Origin of the sequence: Shimia sp. MIT910701 (assembly GCF_047126315.1) — a bacterium.
GTDB lineage: Bacteria > Pseudomonadota > Alphaproteobacteria > Rhodobacterales > Rhodobacteraceae > Shimia.
The window spans coordinates 526998-543363 of sequence record NZ_CP138953.1; the positions used below are offsets into that span (position 1 = coordinate 526998).

General features: G+C 58.5%; 14 protein-coding genes. 8 read left to right on the forward strand and 6 right to left on the reverse strand.

Annotation, left to right across the window (positions count from 1 at the left end; translation table 11 throughout):
- Window positions 1–3: 3 nt before the first annotated feature.
- On the reverse strand, window positions 4–1128 hold the full coding sequence (locus SIB38_RS02540) for an ABC transporter ATP-binding protein (RefSeq protein ID WP_294115498.1): 1125 nt from the start codon (window positions 1126–1128) through the stop codon (window positions 4–6).
- Window positions 1129–1201: 73 nt separating this feature from the next.
- Window positions 1202–2287 carry a polyamine ABC transporter substrate-binding protein gene (locus SIB38_RS02545; RefSeq protein ID WP_412551268.1) on the reverse strand — a complete coding sequence of 362 codons (1086 nt, stop codon included), beginning with the start codon at window positions 2285–2287 and terminating at the stop codon, window positions 1202–1204.
- Between the two features lie 147 nt (window positions 2288–2434).
- Between SIB38_RS02545 and SIB38_RS02550 the strand changes: the two genes are divergently transcribed.
- The 7 genes from SIB38_RS02550 (at window position 2435) to SIB38_RS02580 (ending at window position 10501) form a co-directional block, all read left to right on the forward strand.
- A complete protein-coding gene (locus tag SIB38_RS02550; RefSeq protein WP_294115495.1) occupies window positions 2435–3151 on the forward strand; it encodes a GntR family transcriptional regulator in 717 nt (238 codons plus the stop codon).
- Window positions 3152–3238: 87 nt separating this feature from the next.
- Complete coding sequence (locus tag SIB38_RS02555; protein ID WP_294115494.1) at window positions 3239–4627, forward strand: aspartate aminotransferase family protein; 1389 nt, start codon at window positions 3239–3241, stop codon at window positions 4625–4627.
- Window positions 4628–4938: 311 nt separating this feature from the next.
- Entirely contained in the window at window positions 4939–6042 is a 1104-nt protein-coding gene (locus tag SIB38_RS02560; RefSeq protein WP_294115492.1) for an ABC transporter ATP-binding protein, read from the forward strand.
- A 79-nt stretch (window positions 6043–6121) separates the two neighbouring features.
- Window positions 6122–7210 carry an extracellular solute-binding protein gene (locus SIB38_RS02565; RefSeq protein WP_294115490.1) on the forward strand — a complete coding sequence of 363 codons (1089 nt, stop codon included), beginning with the start codon at window positions 6122–6124 and terminating at the stop codon, window positions 7208–7210.
- Window positions 7211–7319: 109 nt separating this feature from the next.
- Window positions 7320–8591, forward strand: coding sequence for an ABC transporter permease (locus SIB38_RS02570; protein ID WP_412551269.1), 1272 nt, complete (start codon window positions 7320–7322; stop codon window positions 8589–8591).
- Between the two features lie 5 nt (window positions 8592–8596).
- Window positions 8597–9811 (forward strand): ABC transporter permease, encoded by a 1215-nt coding sequence (locus SIB38_RS02575; RefSeq protein ID WP_412551270.1) that lies wholly within the window; start codon window positions 8597–8599, stop codon window positions 9809–9811.
- Between the two features lie 117 nt (window positions 9812–9928).
- The gene (locus SIB38_RS02580) at window positions 9929–10501 is read left to right on the forward strand and encodes a L,D-transpeptidase (RefSeq protein ID WP_412551271.1); all 573 of its coding nucleotides are present in this window, start codon (window positions 9929–9931) and stop codon (window positions 10499–10501) included.
- 61 nt (window positions 10502–10562) lie between these two features.
- On the opposite strand, the gene SIB38_RS02585 is transcribed toward SIB38_RS02580, so the two are convergent.
- Both SIB38_RS02585 and SIB38_RS02590 read right to left on the reverse strand, forming a co-directional pair.
- Window positions 10563–11834: a lytic murein transglycosylase gene (locus SIB38_RS02585; RefSeq protein ID WP_412551272.1), complete on the reverse strand. Its 1272-nt coding sequence runs from the start codon at window positions 11832–11834 to the stop codon at window positions 10563–10565.
- Window positions 11835–11896: 62 nt separating this feature from the next.
- Complete coding sequence (locus tag SIB38_RS02590; RefSeq protein ID WP_412551273.1) at window positions 11897–12613, reverse strand: helix-turn-helix transcriptional regulator; 717 nt, start codon at window positions 12611–12613, stop codon at window positions 11897–11899.
- 86 nt (window positions 12614–12699) lie between these two features.
- On the opposite strand from SIB38_RS02590, the gene SIB38_RS02595 reads away from it, so the two are divergent.
- Window positions 12700–13434, forward strand: coding sequence for a glutathione S-transferase family protein (locus SIB38_RS02595; RefSeq protein WP_412551274.1), 735 nt, complete (start codon window positions 12700–12702; stop codon window positions 13432–13434).
- Here the strand turns inward: SIB38_RS02595 and rnr are convergent.
- Both rnr and SIB38_RS02605 read right to left on the reverse strand, forming a co-directional pair.
- Window positions 13415–15682 carry a ribonuclease R gene (gene rnr, locus SIB38_RS02600; RefSeq protein ID WP_412551275.1) on the reverse strand — a complete coding sequence of 756 codons (2268 nt, stop codon included), beginning with the start codon at window positions 15680–15682 and terminating at the stop codon, window positions 13415–13417. The genes SIB38_RS02595 and rnr overlap by 20 nt on opposite strands.
- A 113-nt stretch (window positions 15683–15795) precedes the next feature.
- Window positions 15796–16344: a DUF2064 domain-containing protein gene (locus tag SIB38_RS02605; RefSeq protein WP_412551276.1), complete on the reverse strand. Its 549-nt coding sequence runs from the start codon at window positions 16342–16344 to the stop codon at window positions 15796–15798.
- Window positions 16345–16366: the final 22 nt, after the last annotated feature.

The following is a 16366-nucleotide window of genomic DNA, read 5'->3' on the forward strand; positions in this document are numbered from 1 at the left end:
GGCTTAGCGCTCCAGGAAGACACCGGCGGTGTCTGTCCAGCTGAGCCACACCTTGTCTTCCCAAGTAAACGCGCGGCGAGAAATACGGCGGTTGTTGGCGGATTGCGCTTTGATGATTTGGCCCCCCGGCAGCTGCACATGGTAGGTCGAGATGTTGCCAAGATAGGCGATGTCATGCACTTCGCCCTGGATGGCGTTGGCAGCATTTTCGGGCTTTTCAGCCGAAATAGAGACTTTTTCGGGTCGAATTGCGTAGTGCACATCCTGCCCTTTGATAGCCCCTTCCAGCGGAGATCCCACCACGGCGGGCTGGCCTTCGGCCCAGTGCATGTGCAGCTTGTCGCCTTGCGGATCGGCCTTGCCGGAAAGCAGGTTCACGTCGCCAATGAAGTCCGCGACATAGGTGGAGTTGGGCGCCTCATAGATCACATCCGGTGTGGACACCTGAATGATCTTGCCGTGATCCATCACCGCCACGCGGCTCGCCACGGTCATCGCCTCTTCCTGATCGTGGGTCACAATCACAAAGGTGGTGCCGGTGGTTTCCTGAATGTCCATCAGCTCGAACTGCGTTTCCTGGCGCAGCTTTTTGTCGAGCGCACCGAGCGGTTCGTCGAGCAGCAGCAGTTTGGGGGCTTTCGCCAGAGACCGCGCAAGGGCCACACGCTGACGCTGGCCACCGGAGATTTGGTGCGGTTTGCGACGGGCAAATTTCTCCAGTCGGGTCAGGCGCAGCATCTCTTCGACGCGTTCACCAATCTGGTCCTTGGGCATCTTGTCGCGACGCAGGCCAAAGGCGATGTTTTCCCAGATCGAGAGATGCGGGAACAGCGCGTAAGACTGGAACATCATGTTCACGGCGCGCTTGTTAGGCGGCACCGGGCCAATGTCCTCACCCGCCAGAAGGATTTGCCCTTCGGTGGGCGTTTCAAAACCGGCGAGCATGCGCATCATCGTGGTTTTGCCACAGCCGGACGGACCAAGAAGGGCAAAGAACTCCTTCTCGAAGATGTCCACGGTCAGATCATCAATCGCCGTAAAATCACCAAAGCGTTTGGTCACGTTCTGAAACTGAATGAGGGGTTTTGCGTTGGGATCATCCCAAGGGGCAAAGACATCAAGCGCCATGGCAGGCTCCGGCAGTGTTGGAGAAGTCAAAATAGGCCCGCGCAGCGCCTGCGCGAGCCTGGGTCAATCGGGCTTAGGTGCCGGATTTGATTTTGGTCCACATACGGGTCACGACGCGCTGTACTTTTGGTGGGTACGGCGAGGTGGTGTAGAGATTTTCCAGTGTGGCTTCATCTGGGTAGATCGCCGGATCGCCGATCACGTCTTCTTCCAACAGCGGCTGAGACGCCTTGTTGCCGTTGGCGTAGTAAACGTAGTTGGAGGCATCCGCCATGTTCTGCGCGTCCATGATGAAGTTCAGGAACTTATGCGCGGCTTCGGCGTTTGGCGCGTCCGCCGGGATCGCCATTTGGTCAAACCACATCAGCGCGCCCTCAGATGGGGCGTTGTAGGCGATTTCTACACCGTTTTCGGCTTCGTCCGCACGGTCACGCGCTTGCAGAATGTCGCCAGACCAGCCCACTGCCACGCAGATGTCGCCGTTGGCCAGTGCGTTGATGTACTCGGAGCTGTGGAACTTCTGAATGTAAGGGGCAATCGCGGTGAACAGAGGTTCGGTCTTGGCAATCACGTCTGGGTCGTGGCTATCAGGGTCTTCGCCAAGATACGCCAGCGCCGCCGGGATCATTTCATCCGCCGCGTCCAGCACGTGCACGCCGCAAGACGCCAGCTTTTCCATGTTGGCCGGATCAAAGATCAGCGCGAGCGATCCGACTGGGGCATCTTCGCCCAGCACTTCTTTCACTTTGCCAACGTTCACACCGATGCCGGTGGTGCCCCACATATAGTTGATGGAGTACTCGTTACCGGGATCGTAGCTGCTGGTACGGTCGGCGATCACGTCCCACATGTTACCGGAATTGGACAGTTTGGATTTGTCGAGCTTCTGGAACGCGCCTGCCGCGATCTGACGCTGCAGGAAGGTGCCGGATGGCACAACCACGTCGTAGCCGGAGTTGCCCGCCAACATTTTGGTTTCCAGAACGTCGTTGCTGTCAAACACGTCGTAGATCAGCTTGATGCCGGTTTCGTCCTGAAACTTGGTCAGCAGTTCTTCGTCGATGTAATCAGACCAGTTGTAAACACGCACCTCTTCGGCGGTGGCCGCAGTTGCACCAATTGCCAGTGAGGCCGCGAGTGCGATGAAGGATGTCTTCATGATGTTCTCCCGTTGGACGCCAGGTTCAGACCCGGTCGCATTCTGTGAGATTAATTTGATCAAGTTTTTGCGTTATGGCAATATGCTTGTGCATTTTGCCGATGAATATACGTTCTAGCACATCGCTTTGAGGATTGGTTTGCACAAATGGAAGGCACTGGGAAATTGGGACAAGGTTTTGAACACAGCGACGAAAACACGCCTCGCGTCCCGGTGCATCAGCAGGTCTATGCGCAATTGCGTGACGCGGTGTTGTTTGGCGAATTGGCGCCGGGTCAGGCGGTCACAATCCAGGGTTTGATCGAACGCACCGGTGCTGGCATGACCCCTATTCGGGAGGCGATTCGCCGCCTGACCAGTGAAGGGGCACTGGAGTTCCGCGGCAACCGCCGGGTGGTGGTTCCGATGCTGACAGCCGATGCGATTGACGACCTTATTTTCCTAAGAGAAACGGTGGAATCCCGGCTGGCTTCCCATGCGGCAGAAAAGATTACAGCACAAGATATTGCGGCGCTGGAGAAGATTGACGGGCAGGTGGATGAGGCGATCACGCGGGGCGATGTGTCCGCCTATTTGCGCCAGAACTATGCCTTTCACGCGAAGCTATATGCCGTGGCCAATGCGCCGATTCTGATGGATGTGGCCAACTCTGTCTGGCTGCGATTCGGCCCGTCGATGCGGGTGGTTTGCGGACGTATGGGCACGCAGAATTTGCCAGACAATCACAAGACCGCGCTGGACGCTTTGAAGGCTAAAGATGGGCAAGCGACCGCCGATGCGATGCGTGAAGATGTGGTTCAAGGCATGGAACAGATCCGCGCCGCGCTGCTGGATGGGACCGCATTTAGCGACACGATTGACTAATCAGAATTTGATCATATTTTCATGGCAAGAGATGTGAAGCGGTGATTTAGCCGTTTTGCCCACCCTGATTCTGTTGCGAGGTTTGCCATGAACGCGATCACCAATCACTTGCCCACTGCGGAGCTCCAGGCGCTGGACGTGGCGCACCATATGCACCCGTTTTCCACGCAGAACGATTTTCACGACACCGGCGCGCGGGTGATCACCCAAGCCAAAGGCGTGACGCTGACCGACAGCGAAGGCGAGCAGATCCTCGATGCGATGGCCGGTCTGTGGTGTGTGAACATCGGCTATGGCCGCGAAGAGTTGGCCGAGGTGGCGGCGCGGCAGATGAAAGAGCTGCCGTATTATAACACCTTCTTCAAAACCACCCATGTGCCGGTGATTGCCCTGTCGGCAAAGCTGGCGCAACTGGCGCCGGGCGATCTGAACCATGTGTTCTATGCCGGGTCCGGCTCGGAAGCGAATGACACCAACCTGCGTCTGGTGCGACACTACTGGTCTGCCAAAGGCAAGCCGTCCAAGACCATCTTCATAAGCCGCAAAAACGCCTATCACGGCTCCACAGTGGCCGGCGCGAGCCTGGGCGGCATGGTGCCCATGCATCAGCAGGGCAGTCTGCCGATTCCGGATGTGCACCACATCAACCAGCCAAACTGGTGGGCCGAAGGTGGCGACATGTCTCCGGAAGAGTTTGGCCTGCAGCGCGCGCAAGAGCTGGAAGAGGCTATTCTTGAGTTGGGCGAAGACCGCGTGGCAGCCTTTATCGCCGAGCCGATCCAGGGTGCGGGTGGTGTGATTGTGCCGCCAGAGACCTACTGGCCGGAAATCCAGCGCATCTGCGACAAATATGAAATCCTGCTGATCGCAGATGAAGTGATCTGTGGCTTTGGCCGGACCGGCAATTGGTTTGGCAGCCAAACGGTGGGCATCAAGCCGCACATCATGTCGATCGCCAAAGGCCTGTCCTCCGGCTATGCGCCGATTGGCGGCAGCATTGTCTGTGACGAAGTCGCCGAAGTGGTCGGTGCAACCGAATTCAACCACGGCTACACCTACTCCGGCCACCCTGTGTCCTGTGCTGTGGCGCTGGAGAACCTACGTATTCTCGAAGAAGAGAAGATCGTTGAGCATGTGCGCGATGATGTGGCGCCGTATCTGAAAGAGAAATGGGAAGCGCTGGCCGATCACCCGCTGGTGGGGGAAGCCAAGATTGTTGGCATGATGGGCTCGATTGCACTGACTCCCAACAAGGAAACCCGTGCCCCGTTTGAAGCCGAAGCGGGCACCGTGGGCTACAAATGCCGCGAGCACTGCTTTGGCAACAATCTCGTAATGCGTCATGTGGGTGATCGCATGATCATTTCCCCACCCCTTGTGATGACCCGTGACGAGGTAGACGTGCTGATCGAGCGCGCGACTCGGGCGCTGGACCTGACCTATGAACAGATCAAAGCCGAGGGGCTCTATAAATAATCTGCCCATTGTTTGCGCAAACTTAAAGAACCCGGAGCATCGCTTCGGGTTTTTTTATTGTCCGCTCTAACGGAGGCTTTGCAACTTTGGGCGGAAAAACTTCGGCATTTTGCATACTTATGGGTTTACCATTTGATCATAATTGGCGAAAATCGTCATCAATGTGTCGCAAACCGACGTCGGGCCTTCCGATAGGCTGGCAGACTTTCCCATACGGAATGCTGGCTTGCGCATTCAAGCTCAGGTGTGGTTACACTTGAAACAGACGAGCAGAGCAAATCTGCCGACGGACAACACAGGGAGCCGATTTTTTGGCTGATAGTGCATCGAACGACGCGTTTGTCGAATTTGACCGCGTGCAAAAGAGCTATGATGGTGAGACCCTCGTCGTCAAAGATCTGAACCTAAGCCTGCCGAAAGGTGAGTTTCTGACCATGTTGGGGCCATCAGGCTCAGGCAAGACAACTTGCCTGATGATGTTGGCAGGCTTTGAAACCGCAACACATGGGGACATCCGACTGGGTGGCACCTCGATCAACAACATCCCGCCCCACAAACGGGGCATTGGCATGGTGTTCCAGAACTACGCGCTGTTCCCGCATATGACGATTGCGGAGAACCTGAGCTTCCCACTGGAAGTGCGTAAGATGGGCAAAACCGAGCGCGAAGAGAAAATCAAGCGCGCCTTGGACATGGTTGAGATGGGCGCCTTTGGCGGCCGCCGTCCGGCACAATTGTCCGGTGGTCAGCAACAGCGAATCGCGCTGGCGCGGGCGCTGGTGTTTGAACCCGAGCTGGTGCTGATGGATGAGCCGCTGGGCGCGCTCGACAAGCAGCTGCGCGAAAAGATGCAGTTTGAGATCACCAACTTGGCACACAACCTCGGCATCACCACCGTTTATGTGACTCACGACCAGACAGAGGCGTTGACCATGTCTGACCGTGTGGCGGTGTTTGACGATGGCCGTATTCAGCAGCTGGATCCGCCTGACACGCTCTATGAAGAGCCGCAAAACAGCTTCGTGGCGCAGTTCATCGGCGAGAACAACACGCTGGAAGGTCTTGTCAAAGAGATCAACAACGGCGTAGCTTTGGTGGAACTGGATGACGGCGAGCTGATCGACTGTAAGCCAGTGCATGAAAGTGTGAAGCCGGGGGCCCGCACCCGCGTGTCGATCCGTCCGGAACGTGTTGAGTACAACAAAGACCGGATTCAGGAAGGCGCCCACACGCTGAAAGCCGAAGTGAAAGAGTTCATCTATATGGGTGACATCTTCCGCACACGTCTGTCCGTGGCCGGCAATGATGAGTTCATCATCAAAACCCGGAACGCACCGGATGTGGATCGTCTGACCCCGGGTCAGCAGATCGAGATTGGCTGGTTGCCTGAAGATTGCCGCGCGCTGGACGCCTGAACGGGCTGGCGCGCACCAACCGGGCGTAAGATCCGGGCCAATAAGACCTGACTTAAGAATTCAACAAGGAGTGTATCCAATGAAAACAAAGATGACTGCGCTTGCTGTCACGACCGCACTGGTGGCACCAGCCGCTATTGCGCAAGAACTGACCATCGTGTCTTGGGGTGGTGCATACTCCAAGTCGCAGCAGCTCGCCTATCACGAGCCCTACACTGCAAAAACCGGCATCAACATCATCAACGACGACAGCTCTGCTGAAGCCGTGGCGAAAATCCGCGCGATGAACGAAGCCGGCAACGTGACCTGGGACGTTGTAGACGTTGTGGCCTCCGACGCGATGCGTCTGTGCGACGAAGGTCTGGCAGAAGAGCTGGATCACGATGCGGTTCTGGCAGCAGCACCTGATGGCACCTCTGCCTCCGATGACTTCGGCGATCTGATCGTCAGCGACTGCTTCGTACCGCAGATCGTGTACTCCACGACCTTCGGTTACCGCACCGACATGGTTGGCGACAAAGCCCCAACCACTGTTTGTGACGTGTTTGACCTGGAGACCTATCCTGGCAAGCGCTCCCTGCAGAAGCGCCCAATCGACAACATGGAATGGGCTCTGTACTGCGACGGTGTTGATAAAGACGCCATCTACGACACTCTGAGCACCCCAGAAGGTGTGGATCGTGCGCTGGCAAAGCTGGACACCATCAAAGACCAGGTTGTGTGGTGGACCGCAGGCGCGGAAACCCCTCAGCTGCTGGCTGACGGCGAAGTTGTGATGGGGTCGACCTTCAACGGTCGTCTGTTCTCTGCCATTGCAGAGCAGAACCAGCCTATCGGTATGCTGTGGGACATGCAGTCCTTCGACCTGGACGGCTGGATCATCCCAGCGGGCCTGTCCCCAGAGCGTAAGCAAGCGGCTCTGGACTACCTGTATTTCGCAACTGACACCCAGCGTCTGGCGGATCAGGCGAAGTACATCTCCTACGGTCCGGCACGTGCATCTTCCGCACCGCTGGTGGGCAAGCACGCCGAGCTGGGCATCGACATGGCACCACATATGCCAACCGACCCAGCCAACGCTGGCAACGTGCACATCTATGACTACGAGTGGTGGGCCGACAACCGTGACGATCTGGACGCGAAGTTCCAGGCGTGGCTGTCCAAGTAATCCACTTGCTATGACTTTACAGGGAGGCGGCCACCGCCTCCCTGACCCAACCGGACAAAAACCGCCGAGACACAACGGCAATCCGGAAATTCTGTGACGGGGACCATCAATGAGCGATTCAACCCAAACCGGCCCGATGCTTGCGGCCGACGGCACGCCGTTGAAAAAAAGCTTGAACCGCGCGTTGCGCATGCAAAAAATCCGTGCGCTGGCTTTGATTACGCCTTTGCTGGCCTTTGTTTTGCTGACTTTCATTATCCCGATTGGACAGATGCTGTTCCGTTCGGTTGAGAATGACATTGTCGCAAACACACTGCCAAAAACTGTGATTGCGCTTCAGGACTGGGACGCCGCCTCTGGCGAAGCGCCCGATGAAGCGGTCTATGCCGCGTTGGCCGCGGACCTTTACGTGGCGTCCAACGCCAAGACCCACACCCGCGTGGGTAGCCGCTTGAACTACGAAACCCCGGGCATCAGCTCCCTGTTCCGCAAAGCCGGGCGCAAAGCCAAGAAGTGGGACGTGGAAAAAGATGGGCCGTACAAAGAGAAGTTCATCGATATTGCCAAAGGTTGGGGTGATCCCAATGTCTGGCGTACCATCCAGACCTACAGCCCGAAATACACCAACGGCTACTTCCTGAATGCCGCGGATATGCAAAAGGGGCCTGACGGCGCTGAAATCCGGCCGGAGAACGAGCGTATCTACTTCACGCTGTTCAAGCGCACCTTGATCATGTCGCTGGCGATCACTGCTGCTTGCATCGCTTTGGCCTATCCGGTGGCCTGGCTGCTCGCCAATCTGCCGTCTTCCAAAGCCAACCTTTTGATGATCCTGGTGTTGCTGCCCTTCTGGACCTCGCTGTTGGTGCGGACCTCGGCCTGGAAAGTGATGTTGCAACAGCAAGGTGTGATTAATGACGTGCTGGTGTGGATTGGTCTTGTGGCCGATGACACCCGACTGGTGATGATCAACAACCAAGCCGGTACCATCATTGCGATGACCCACATCCTGCTGCCGTTCATGATCCTGCCGATGTATTCGGTGATGCAGACCATCCAACCGACCTACCTGCGCGCGGCTAAATCCATGGGCGCAACCAATTGGACGGCCTTCTGGCGGGTCTACTTCCCGCTGTCCGTACCGGGCATTGGCGCGGGCTCGATCCTCGTGTTCATTCTGGCGATTGGCTACTACATCACGCCGGAACTGGTGGGCGGCACCAAAGGGGTGTTCATCTCCAACCGGATCGCCTTCCACATCTCGACCTCCCTGAACTGGGGCCTCGCTGCGGCGTTGGGAACCATCCTGCTGGCGGTCGTGCTGATCCTCTACTGGGCCTATGACAAGATCGTCGGCATCGACAACGTGAAATTGGGATAAGAACCATGGCTGCACTCACTCCAATTTCCCGCAAACCTATGTCTCTGGTGCTGCCCACGGTCGCAGCGGCAGGGGGCTTCTTTGGTCTCTTTGTTGGCACCGCCAATGGCTCTGGCCTGCTCGGCGTTCTGATTGGCGCCGCGATGGCGGTTATCCTGGCCGTGGTCTACATCAACGTGCTAAAAAACGAAGCCCTGTCCAAATGGATCAACATCGCGCTGTTTGGCGTGTTGGGTTTTGTTTTTGGTGGCGGCATTGCGGCGGCTCTGATCGGGCTGCTTTATGGCTGGTTCATCCACTGGTTCACCTACTGGCTCTACGAAGGCCGCTACCGCGCGCGCCTGTTGCCGTATCTGACCCCTGGCCAAGTGCTGTGGCACTACAGCTTCCGTGTGATTTGTGGCGCGATTTTTGTGTTCCTGATCACGCCGGTGCTGGTGGTGATGCCACTGTCGTTTAACGCGCAGGACTTCTTCACCTTCACCCCAGAAATGCTGCGGCTCGATCCGGCGGGTTACTCGCTAAAGCACTATCAAGACTTCTTCACCAACAACGAATGGCAGCGGAGCTTCAAGAACTCGCTGATCATTGCACCTGTTGCCACCGTCATCTCGGTGAGCTTGGGTACCTTGGCCGCGATTGGCCTAAGCCAGGCGCATGTGCCGGGCCGCCGCGCGATCATGGCGATCCTGATTTCGCCAATGATTGTGCCGCTGATCATTTCCGCCACCGGCATGTTCTTCTTCTACAGCCAGATCGGCAACTGGATGGAAGCCACGCTGGGCCTGAACAAAACCTTTGTGGGCTACGTGAAAGTGATCCTGGCACACGCGGTTCTGGGCATTCCCTTTGTGATCATCACCGTGACCGCCACGCTGGTGGGCTTTGACCGCTCCCTGACACGGGCGGCGGCCAATATGGGTGCCAATCCGGTGACCACCTTCTTCCGCGTGCAGATGCCCCTGATCCTGCCTGGCGTGATCTCCGGTGGCCTGTTTGCCTTTATCACGTCGTTTGATGAGGTCGTGGTGGTGCTGTTTGTCGGCTCAGCCGGTCAGAAAACCCTGCCATGGCAGATGTTCACCGGCCTGCGCGAGCAGATCAGCCCAACCATTCTGGCGGTGGCCACGATCCTGGTTGGCATCTCGATCCTGCTGCTCGCCACCGTGGAAATGCTGCGCCGTCGGTCTGAGCGGCTGCGGGGCATGTCCCCGAGCTAAACCCCGTTAGGGATTTCACAGCACATTTTGAGCAACATGGACAAAGTCGGGCACTCCCGACTTTGTCCGCTGTCACGTCTGTGGCATAGATTTTGCACGTAAACGGAACGAGTACTTATGCATAGACGTTACTTCCTTGCCGCTGGCGCCAGCCTTCTTGCCACCCCCCATGTCCTGCGTGCCGCCCAAGGTGGTGAGTTTGAATTGATGGAGCACCTGAAACCCAAAGAGGTGCGGGTGAAGAAGAAATACGGCTTCCAGCCAGGACAGCTTGTTGTGGTGCTGGCCTCTTACCACCTCTACCACATGCAGGATGAGCGCAACGCGATCCGCTATGGCGTGGCAATTGGGCAAGAAGGTCTGAACTTCTCCGGCCGTGCCACCATTGAGCGCAAGGTGGAATGGCCCAGCTGGCGTCCAACACAAGAGATGATCGAGCGCAATCCGGCCTACGCCAAATACGAAGACGGCATGCCGGGTGGGCCAAACAACCCGCTGGGGTCGCGGGCGATGTATTTGTACCAGAACGGCCGCGACACGCTGTTCCGCATCCATGGCACCACCGCACCGCAGTCAATTGGCACGCCAAGTTCCAACGGCTGTATCCGCATGGCCAACTGGCACATCGAACAGCTCTATGAGCAGGTGCCTCTGGGCACCGAGGTGATTGTGATCAGCGGCCGCGAGTAAGCCAGACTGCCCCAGACACAACAAAAGGCGCGCCGGATCAGGACGCGCCTTTTCTCATGTCTTAGCGCAAGGTTTTCAGCAGGGTTAGAGACGCATATCCGTCTGGCACCATGCCTTCGGCGCGTTGATACTCCCGCACAGCGGCGATGGTGAGCGGGCCAATCTTGCCGTCGATCTTTTTGGTGTCAAAGCCAGCTTTGGTCAGGCGTTTTTGCAGCTCGATCCGCTCCTTGTAGGTCAATGCGCGGTCGCCACGAGGCCAGGCTCCTTGAATGGCGGGGCCGCCCATGATGCGGTCGCTGAGATGGCCGACGCCAATCACATAAGCATCCGCCGTGTTGTAGTGCTCGATCACGTCAAAATTCTGGAAGATCATGAAAGCTGCGCCCTGCGCACCGGCCGGCAAAAGGATGGACGCCTTGCCATGGTTGGGCACCGCACGGCCACGCATGTCCTTGATGCCAAGACGCGCCCACTCGCTGGGGTTCTTCAGGTTCTCGCGGTTGGCAGAGGCATAGTCAAACCCTTTGGGCAATCTCACTTCCACGCCCCAGGGCTGGTTCTTCTTCCATCCGAAATGCTTGAGATAGGCGGCAGTGGACGCCAAAGCATCGGTTGGGTCGCCCGACCAGATGTCACGCTTGCCATCGCCGGTGAAATCCACGGCGTAGGACTGGAACGACGTGGGCATAAACTGAGTGTGGCCCATGGCGCCGGCCCAGCTGCCTTTCATGTTTTGCGCGGTGACATCCCCGTTTTGCAGGATGCTGAGCGCGGCGGTGAGTTGTTCCTCAAAGAAATCGCCGCGCCGCCCGTCATAGGCCAAGGTCGCCAAAGCTTCGATGACCGGCGTGCTGCCTTTGAAGGTGCCATAGGCGCTCTCCAGACCCCAGATTGCGACCACAACCTCCTTATCGACGCCGTAGCGCTTTTCGATCTTCTGCAGCGTGGCATTGTGTTTGTTCAATGCAGCTTTGCCGTTGCGGATACGGGCGTCGGAGGCAGCGCTGTCCAGGTAATCCCAAATGGTCTTGGTGAACTCGTTTTGATTGCGGTCTTTCTTGATAATGTCGGCGTTGTACTGAACGCCTTGAAAGGCCTGATCAAACACCACAGCACTGATCCCCGCCTTAAGCGCGCGTGATTTGTAGCCTTTAATCCAGCGTTGCAGGCCTTTTGTGGAGGCGGCAGCTTCAATGGGTTGTTGCGCCGCCAAAGCATCCGCCAAAGGGCGCAGCACGGGGCGCAGAGACTGGGACGGTGCCCCGGCAGTGACCGTAGACGCGACGACGGTGCCAATAACCAAACTCACCACGAAACCAGATATGCGCATCACAACTTTCCCTGCCTGTTTTGAGTAAGTGTAGCGCGGGGATGGGGGCGGCAAAAGCGCTCTCAGCTGGAGGCGCGGGGATTTGCCGATACGTCTATTTCCGCCTGCAATCGCGCTTTGAACTCTCGCAGCATGGGAATGCGGCGTGGGCGGAAGGAGCGGTCGCTCAGACTGAGGTTATCCATGCGATCCAGGCGGAAGGCGCGATAGTCTGCGCGCAGGTGGCAATAGGCCAGAAGGCAATGCACATTCTGCATGAAGACGATGGAGAGCGGATCGACTTCGCGCGTTGTCCGTCGGCCTTCTGCATCGCCATAGTCAAAGGCCACGGTCTGTTCCTCCCAGGCGGCTTGGCGCAGGGCGCCCGCATTGATGGTGATCTCGGGGGGCTTGTGGAAGCGTTTGGCGGTCAACACCGCATGTTTTAATCGGTGGGCCTGGGCCTCTGGAAGGCGCCATTTCAGCTTGGTTAGAGCCGTTTGTGCCGCTTTCGCCAAGGAAGGATCGGCCACTTCCATGACCTCTTTGAGCCCGACCACCAGCGCCTCAATTTCTTCCGGCACAAAACCCAAAGGCGGTAAAGTGGCGTCTTCAATAAGGGTGAAGCCAAACCCAGCTTCGCCGTCGATTACCGCGCCCAGACTGCGCAGGCTGTCAATGTCGCGGTAAATTGTGCGCTCGGACACGCCGGTTTCTTGCGCCAAAGCTTGCGCGGTGGCGGGGGGCGGCAGGTCGCGCAGGGCCTGCATGAGTTGGAACAGTCGGTCGGTGCGGCTCATGATTTTGGGATACTGCACTCTACTGACAGAAACTGGCAAGAGGGGTGGTTAAGACAGGCTCCACAATCAATCAGTGGAGAGTTCCCATGCATCTTATTGTTTTCCCCGGCGACGCGCAGTTTCCAACCCATTCGCCTTTCTGCCTGAAGGCCATGTGCCTGTTGGAAATGGCCAAGGTCGACTGGCAGCCGGAGCTGATCCAGGACTTTGAAGCGCTGCCTCTCGGCAAGGTGCCCGTGGCCCGGGTTGGCGGTGACTTGATTCCGGACAGCCACAACATTCAGGCCTATTTAGAGTCTAAAGGTGCAGATTTCATGCCGGGTCTGAGCCGGATTGAGAAGGCGGCAACCCACGCGCTAATCCGCACCGTGGAAGAGAGCCTGCGGCTTGGGTTGGTGCATGACCGCTGGCTAAATGACGAGTGTTGGAGCGTGATGAAGGAGATTTTCTTTGCCGCTGTACCTGCGCCGATGCGGGATCAGGCAGCGGAAGAGGCGCGCGATCATGTGCGGGCCGGCTTGATGTCTGAAGGCATCGCGCGGTTCTCACCCGAAGACCGGCAGGCGCGATTTGACAAAGATCTGGAGGTGATTGACGCGAAGCTCGATGGCCTGTCGTTCCTGTTTGGCGACACGCCAACAGCCGCAGATGCGGCGGTCGCGCCAGTGTTGGATATGATTCTGACCCTGCCGATGGCCACCGACCTGCGCAAAGCGGTTGAGGCGCGGCCCGCGCTGACGGCCTATGTGGCGCGGGTGCGGGCGGCGATTTACCCCGATCCGGCGCGGGTGATGTCCGCGTTTAACGCCGCCGCCGAGTGACCTTGCGTTTGGTCTTGGCCGCCTTGTGCTTTGCCTTGGTGGCCTTGCGGCGGCTGGGGCCACCCCGGCCTCGCCCTTTTCCGCCACCACGACCGGCGCGTTTGACCAGCTCGCCATCCAGAGAAATCAACTCCAACGCGATGCCACCGGTCACCGGCGCAGCTTCGGTCAAGCGCGCGGTCACACGTTGGCCGAGGCCAATCACGATGCCCGTGTCCGATCCGGTGAGCGTGTTGGTCTCGCTGTCAAAGTGGAAATACTCGCGCCCCAGTTCCCGCATTGGGATCAGGCCATCAGCGCCGGTTTCATCCAGCTTCACAAACACACCAAAGCGGGCAATACCACTCACCCGGCCGGTAAACTCATTGCCGATGCGCTCAGACATATAGGCGGCGAGGTAGCGATCCGTGGTGTCCCGTTCCGCCAGCATCGAACGGCGTTCGGTGTCCGAAATATGCGTGGCGGTTTTTTCGAGAACGTCGGTGGCCTCGGGGGTCAAACCGTCATCCCCCCAGCCGTGCGCCGATATCAGGGCGCGGTGCACGATCAAGTCTGCATAGCGCCGGATCGGGGAGGTGAAGTGGGCATAAGCGCGCAGCGCGAGGCCGAAGTGGCCGAAGTTAGATGGCGCGTAATAGGCCTGTGTCATGGAGCGCAGGGTGGAGATGTTGATCAGTTCGGCCTGTTCCGTGCCCGCGGCGGCATCCAACAGCTGATTCAAATGCCGGGTTTGCAGCACCTGACCTTTGGCCAGCGTCAGGCCAGCGGCTTGGGCGGTGTCGCGCAGGGCGTTGAGTTTCTCCGGACTCGGCTCCTCATGCACGCGGAACAGCAGCGGGGATTTTTTGGCAATCAGCGTTTCAGCGGCACAGACATTGGAGAGCACCATGAACTCTTCGACAAGTTTGTGCGCGTCAAACCGATCCCTGAAGTTCACAGAGGTGACTTCGCCAGCGTCAGAAAGCTCAATTTTGCGTTCCGGCAGGTCAAGCGCCAGCGGCTGACGTTCAGCTTTTGCCTTGATTAGAGCCTCATATGCTGCGTAGAGCGGGCTGATGATCTCATCCATCAACGGCGCGCAGCGCTCGTTTGGATGGCCATCCTGCGCCTGTTGCACTTCGCCATAGTTCAGCGAGGCCACAGAGCGGATCATGGCCCGCGTGAACCGATGGCCGATCTTTTTGCCCTTGCTGTCGATCTGAATGCGCAGCGCCAGCACCGCACGAGGCACGCCTTCGTGCAGAGAGCAAAGGTCGCCAGACAACCGGTCCGGTAACATCGGCACCACACGATCCGGGAAGTAGCTGGAGTTGCCGCGTTTGAGGGCCTCGCGGTCCAGCGCGGTGTCGGATCGCACGTAATGCGCCACATCGGCAATCGCGACCCAGAGCACGTGGCCGCCGTCGTTTTTGGGATCGTCATCCGCATGCGCCCAGCAGGCATCATCGTGGTCCCGCGCGTCGGCTGGATCGATGGTGACAAACGGCATGTCCCGCAAATCTTCACGTTGGCCCAAGGGCGCCGGTTTGGCCTTATCAGACTCTGATATGACCTCATCCGGGAAAGTGTCCGGGATGCCATGTTGGTGGATGGCAATCAGGCTCACGGCCTTGGGTGCGGTGGGATCCCCAATGCGCGCCACAACACGGGCACGGGGCAAACCAAGGCGCCCTTTGGGGCCGGATTGTTCGGCCTCAACCAGCTCGCCGTCTTTGGCGCCATGGGTTTGATCGGAGGCCACCGACCATTCTTTGCCGTCGCCCTTGTCGATGGGCAGGATGCGGCCTCCCTCGGCGGTTTTGCGGAACATGCCGAGCACGCGGCGTGGGTTGGTGCCTATGCGGCGGATAAGACGCGCCTCATACTGGATGTCGCCGTTGTCCAGCTTGGTCAGACGCCCCAGAATGCGGTCGCCCGCGCCCAGCGCCGGGTCGGACGCCCGGGGCAGCACCAAAATCTTGGGCTCCTCCCCTTCGCCGTACCACTCCAATGGGCGGGCAAAGAGATCGCCATCGGCATCTGCCTCAAGGATTTGCAGCACAGTGACGGGCGGCAGGCTTTCCGGATCGCGGTAGGTCTTGCGCCGTTTCTGCAGGTGCCCTTCGGCCTCCAGCTCTTTGAGAAGGCGCTTCAGGTCGATGCGCGCAGCCCCTTTGATGCCAAAGGCTTTGGCAATGTCACGTTTGGAGGTGAGGGTCGGGTTCTCGGAAATCCACTCAAGGACTTCCTCTTTGCTGGGCATAGGCATGGGTTGGCCCTAGCACGGGGGATGGGCGGCGTCACGTGGGAAAGGAAAGGGGCCAGCCCCTTCTTGGGCCTGCGGCCCAATTCAACCCCGGGATATTTGGGGAAAGTGAATGCTTAGAAGCGCGTCAGATCGGCAGCGGTGTCTACGTCCGCCAGCGTGGCGATGGTGGCGATGCGCGCATTGGGCAGCGTGGCACGGCTGTCAGCCAAGGCGTGTTCCGTAGACCAGCGCACATTGGCAAAGAGGCCGGGCTTCGGCGCATGTTTCAGCCCAACCAACCAATAACCGCCATCAGGGGCTGGGCCAAAAACCGCATCATGATTGCCCAGCGCTTTGAAGCCCTGCGCGATGTGAAACGGCTGAATGCCGGGAATGTCGGCTCCGATGATGCAGGTGGGGCCCTGGTGTATCTGCAATTGCCGCGCCATGCGGTCACCGAGATTGCCGATACCCTGTGGTACGCGCGGCAGATGAGCAGGCCAGACCCGGGAAGTGAGGCCTGTGTGATCTGGGGCGACGGCCAGGATCAGGTTCCAGCGTGGATCATCAAGACGGCGCAGCAGCGCGGCGGATTGGTGGCGAAACCACCAGGCGGCGGCGGTCATGCCCAGGTCGCGGCCGAGCCGGGTTTTCACACGGCCCGGGCGCGGTTCCTTGATCATCACCACAAGGTTGGGGCGGCGT

What these genes read in the sequence shown, in the direction of transcription:
- SIB38_RS02540 (WP_294115498.1), bottom strand. Translation starts at nt 1,128, where the DNA reads ATGGCGCTTGATGTCTTTGCCCCTTGGGATGATCCCAACGCAAAACCC.
- SIB38_RS02545 (WP_412551268.1), bottom strand. Translation starts at nt 2,287, where the DNA reads ATGAAGACATCCTTCATCGCACTCGCGGCCTCACTGGCAATTGGTGCA.
- SIB38_RS02550 (WP_294115495.1), top strand. Translation starts at nt 2,435, where the DNA reads ATGGAAGGCACTGGGAAATTGGGACAAGGTTTTGAACACAGCGACGAA.
- SIB38_RS02555 (WP_294115494.1), top strand. Translation starts at nt 3,239, where the DNA reads ATGAACGCGATCACCAATCACTTGCCCACTGCGGAGCTCCAGGCGCTG.
- SIB38_RS02565 (WP_294115490.1), top strand. Translation starts at nt 6,122, where the DNA reads ATGAAAACAAAGATGACTGCGCTTGCTGTCACGACCGCACTGGTGGCA.
- SIB38_RS02570 (WP_412551269.1), top strand. Translation starts at nt 7,320, where the DNA reads ATGAGCGATTCAACCCAAACCGGCCCGATGCTTGCGGCCGACGGCACG.
- SIB38_RS02575 (WP_412551270.1), top strand. Translation starts at nt 8,597, where the DNA reads ATGGCTGCACTCACTCCAATTTCCCGCAAACCTATGTCTCTGGTGCTG.
- SIB38_RS02580 (WP_412551271.1), top strand. Translation starts at nt 9,929, where the DNA reads ATGCATAGACGTTACTTCCTTGCCGCTGGCGCCAGCCTTCTTGCCACC.
- SIB38_RS02585 (WP_412551272.1), bottom strand. Translation starts at nt 11,834, where the DNA reads ATGCGCATATCTGGTTTCGTGGTGAGTTTGGTTATTGGCACCGTCGTC.
- SIB38_RS02590 (WP_412551273.1), bottom strand. Translation starts at nt 12,613, where the DNA reads ATGAGCCGCACCGACCGACTGTTCCAACTCATGCAGGCCCTGCGCGAC.
- SIB38_RS02595 (WP_412551274.1), top strand. Translation starts at nt 12,700, where the DNA reads ATGCATCTTATTGTTTTCCCCGGCGACGCGCAGTTTCCAACCCATTCG.
- rnr (WP_412551275.1), bottom strand. Translation starts at nt 15,682, where the DNA reads ATGCCTATGCCCAGCAAAGAGGAAGTCCTTGAGTGGATTTCCGAGAAC.
- SIB38_RS02605 (WP_412551276.1), bottom strand. Translation starts at nt 16,344, where the DNA reads ATGATCAAGGAACCGCGCCCGGGCCGTGTGAAAACCCGGCTCGGCCGC.